At 68.8% G+C, this 2,958-nt stretch carries 3 protein-coding genes; 1 reads left to right on the top strand and 2 read right to left on the bottom strand.

Going from position 1 to position 2,958, the window contains the following annotated elements:
• The coding region (locus tag ABDW35_RS35060) for a LysR substrate-binding domain-containing protein (RefSeq protein WP_343718465.1) at positions 1-895 on the top strand (895 nt) is incomplete at its 5' end.
• A 65-nt stretch (positions 896-960) separates the two neighbouring features.
• Here the strand turns inward: ABDW35_RS35060 and ABDW35_RS35055 are convergent.
• Entirely contained in the window at positions 961-1,554 is a 594-nt protein-coding gene (locus tag ABDW35_RS35055; protein ID WP_343718464.1) for an adenylate kinase, read from the bottom strand.
• On the bottom strand, positions 1,551-2,903 hold the full coding sequence (gene secY, locus ABDW35_RS35050) for a preprotein translocase subunit SecY (RefSeq protein WP_343718463.1): 1,353 nt from the start codon (positions 2,901-2,903) through the stop codon (positions 1,551-1,553). The genes ABDW35_RS35055 and secY overlap by 4 nt, the downstream gene beginning before the upstream one ends.
• Positions 2,904-2,958: the final 55 nt, after the last annotated feature.

Here is a 2,958-nt window from a genome sequence, read left to right as displayed (position 1 = left end):
AGCCATGCCGACCGACAGCCTGCCCCTGCCCGCCCTGCACGCCTTCGAGGCGGCGGCGCGGCATGTCAGCTTCACCCGCGCGGCGGAGGAGCTGGGGCTGACCCAGGCCGCCGTCAGCTATCACATCAAGCGGCTGGAGGAGCGGCTGGGTGCGCCGCTGTTCGCCCGCCGCGGCCGCAGCCTGGCCCTGACCGAGGCGGGGGAGCGGCTGGCGGCCGAGGTGGTGGACGCCTTCGGCCGCCTGCGCGCCGCGGTCGGCAGCGAGACGGATGCGGCAGGCCGCCACCTGACGGTCATGACGGTGCCCACCTTCACCACCCATTGGCTGGCGCCGCGGCTCGGCGCCTTCCAGGCCGCGCATCCGGAGCTAACGGTCAAGCTCGGCACCAGCATCGAACTCGGCGACAGCATCTCCCCGGACCTCGCCGCCGATATCGAGATCCGGACCGGGCCGGGCGGGTTTCCGCCGCGCGTCATCGCCCACAAGCTGCTGGATGTCCGCCTCGCCTGCGTGGTGGCGCCCCGGCTCGCGGCCGGGCTGCGCCAGCCGGCGGATGTGCTGTCGCTGCCGCTGATCGGCATGCCCATGAGCTGGGATGCCTGGTTCACGGCGGCCGGCATCGATGCCCCCGCGGCGCTGCGCAAGCCGGCGCCGGATTTCGACAGCCAGGCGGCGTCGGCGCAGGTCGCCGCGGGCGGGTTCGGCGCGGCCCTGGTCACACCCGACTTCTTCGCCGACGATCTCGCCAGCGGGCGGCTGGTCGCGCCCTTCCCGCTGCTGGTCGACCGCGCCAAGGGCTATTGGCTCGTTTATGCCGCGGACCAGCGCCACCGGCCCAAGATCCGCGCCTTCCGCGACTGGATCATCGCCGCCGCGGCCGCCGCCCGGGCATGAAAGAGGGCCGGGCATGAAAAAGGGCGGCCCGGAGGCCGCCCTGATCCGTCGCGCCCGCGTCCCGGTCAGGAGGCCGAGGCGTCCGCCGGCTGGAAGCCGAGGATGGTCTCGATCTGCCGGGTCACCGTGTCCATGTCGGCCATGCCGTCGACCGACTTCAGCAGGCCCTTGCCCCGATAATAGGGGATGATCGGCGCGGTCTGGTCGCGATAGACGCCGAGGCGCTTGCGCAGCGTCTCCTCGGTGTCGTCAGCGCGCTTCTCGGCCGACTGGGCGGCGCGGTTGGCGATGCGGGCGAACAGCGCCGCCTCGTCGACCTTCATCTCGATCACCACCTCCAGCGCCTTGCCGTGCCGGGCCAGGGTCTCGTCCAGCCCCTCGGCCTGGCGCACGGTGCGCGGGAAGCCGTCGAGGATGAAGCCGCGGTCGCAGTCGGGCTGGGCGATCCGCTCCGCGATCATGTCGAGCATGATCTCGTCGGTGACCAGGTCGCCGCGGTCGAGGATCTCCTTCACCTGCCGGCCAAGCGGCGTGCCCTCGGCGATCGCCGCGCGCAGCATGTCGCCGGTCGAGAGCTGCTTCAGCCCGTAGCGATCCTCCAGCCGCTTCGCCTGGGTCCCCTTCCCTGCCCCCGGCGGGCCCAACAGGATCAAATTCATCGACGGCTCCCCCGCAGCTTCGACTTCTTGATCAGCCCCTCATACTGATGGGCCAGGAGATGGGAGTGGACCTGGGCCACCGTGTCCATGGTGACCGTGACCACGATCAGCAGGCTGGTGCCGCCGAAATAGAACGGCACCGAATAACTGGACGTCAGGAACTCCGGCAGCAGGCAGACCACCGTCAGATAGGCGGCGCCGATCACCGTGATCCGGGTCAGCACGTAGTCGATATAATCGGCGGTCGACTTGCCCGGGCGGATGCCGGGGATGAAGCCGCCATACTTCTTCAGGTTGTCGGCCGTCTCCTCCGGATTGAAGACGATCGCGGTGTAGAAGAAGCAGAAGAAGATGATCAGCGCGGCATAGAGCGCCATGAACAGCGGCTGGCCATGCGCCAGCTGCGTCGCGATCCACGACACCCAGCCGCCGGCGCCCTGCGCCTGGTTGCCGGCGAAGCCGATCAGCGTCGCCGGCAGCAGCAGCAGCGACGAGGCGAAGATCGGCGGGATCACGCCCGAGGTGTTGAGCTTGAGCGGCAGGTGCGAGCTCTCGCCGCCGAACATGCGGTTGCCGACCTGGCGCTTCGGGTACTGCACCAGCAGGCGGCGCTGCGCCCGCTCCATGTAGACGATGAAGAAGATCACCGCCACGCACAGCACCAGCAGCACCAGGATGACGAAGGGCGACAGCGCGCCCGTCCGGCCCAGCTCCAGCATCTGCACCAGGGCATGCGGCAGCGAGGCGACGATGCCGGTGAAGATGATCAGCGAGATGCCGTTGCCGACGCCGCGCGAGGTGATCTGCTCGCCCAGCCACATCAGGAACATGGTGCCGCCGACGATGGTCACCACCGTGGTGAAGCGGAAGTACCAGCCGGGATCGACCACCGCAGCACCCATCGAGCCGTGCACGCTCTCGAGCCCGACCGCCAGGGCATAGGCCTGGGCGGTGGCGAGAACCACGGTGAAGTAGCGGGTGTACTGGTTGATCTTCTTGCGCCCGGCCTCGCCCTCCTTCTTCAGCGCCTCGAGCGTCGGCGACACAGCCGTGAGGAGCTGGATGATGATGGAGGCCGAGATGTACGGCATGATGTTCAGCGCGAAGATCGTCATGCGACCCAGCGCGCCGCCGGCAAACATGTTGAGGATGCCGAGGAGGCCACCACCCTGCTGCTGGAAGATCTCCGACAGCACGCGGGGATCGATGCCCGGGATCGGCACATAGGTGCCGATGCGGTAGATGATCAGCGCGCCAAGGGTGAACCAGATGCGCTTGCGAAGCTCCGTGGCCTTGGCGAAGGCGCCGAAGTTCAGGTTCGCAGCGAGCTGTTCTGCAGCAGATGCCATGCAAGGCCTCGAATGAAAAAGGGCGGGGACTGCGAACATGCGCGGTCCCCGCCCT

The sequence above is a fragment of the Inquilinus sp. genome (assembly GCF_039594555.1).
GTDB lineage: Bacteria > Pseudomonadota > Alphaproteobacteria > DSM-16000 > Inquilinaceae > Inquilinus.
The sequence above is the reverse complement of the archived record's forward strand: the minus strand, read 5'-3'. Positions and strand labels throughout refer to the sequence as shown.